Source organism: Vibrio sp. 1249-1 (assembly GCF_033340495.1).
Genome location: NZ_JAWOWJ010000115.1, coordinates 1 through 1,109, shown reverse-complemented (window position 1 = coordinate 1,109; position 1,109 = coordinate 1). Strand labels below are relative to the sequence as shown.

General features: G+C 47.1%; 1 pseudogene. It reads right to left on the bottom strand.

The annotated features are described in order from the left end of the window. Positions 1-1,109: pseudogene (locus R7Z50_RS24645) on the bottom strand (ornithine decarboxylase); the annotation flags it as partial.

Genomic DNA, 1,109 nt, shown 5'->3' with positions numbered 1-1,109 from the left:
TGCGTTTGGCTCAAACATGAAGAATTTCTTATTCGTTGCGATCACGTCAGTGTCGTAGCTGCCCCAAGGTTGACCTTCGACTTCGTCTGGAATGAACGGACGAATCAATTCACAACTCTTAAGGATTTCTTTACGCGCTTCGATACCAGTCTTAACCGCATCACGCCATAAACGCAGACCTGCTTCGCCATCGTGGATCTTCGCGTTCACATCAAGCGCAGAGAACAGTGCGTAGAATGGTGAAGTCGATGCGTGCATCATAAACGCGTTGTTAAAGCGTTTGTGGTTACAGTAACGAGCTTGACCTTTGATATGGCGGTCTTTTTTGTGGATTTGCGATGTTTGAGAGAAACCAGCTTGTTGTTTGTGAACAGACTGAGTCACGATCACACCTGCGTCTTCTGGTTTCAAATCCAGCAGCAGTGGTGAACAGTCTTTCATCATAGGGATGAACTGCTCATAACCAACCCACGCAGAGTCAAACAGGATGTAGTCACAAAGATGACCGATCTTATCCATCACGTAGCGAGCGTTATAGATAGTACCGTCGTAAGTACCAAGCTGGATAATAGCAAGACGGAAAGGACGTTCATCGCGTGCACGTTCTGGATCCACTTTCGCGATTTGAGCACGAATGTATTCTTCATCGAAACAGTGCTCATCCATACCACCGATGAAGCCCCAAGGGTTACGCGCCGTTTCTAAGTAAACTGGCATACCACCCGCTTGGATTAACGCACCGTGGTGGTTCGATTTGTGGTTGTTACGGTCGAACAGTACCAAATCACCTTCAGTTACTAGCGCGTTACACACCACTTTGTTTGAAGCAGAAGTACCGTTGAGTACGAAGTAAGTTTTGTCCGCGTTAAATACTTTTGCAGCGTGCGCTTGCGCTTGGTGTGCAGAACCTTCGTGGATCAGCAAGTCACCTAAATCCACGTCCGCGTTACACAAGTCACTACGGAACAGGTTTTCGCCGAAGAAATCGTAGAATTGTTTACCAGCTGGGTGTTTTTTGAAGAACTGACCACCTTGGTGTCCCGGACAGTCAAACGCTGAGTTACCCATCTCAACATAGTGCGTTAATTGCTTGAAGAAAGGAGGAAGCA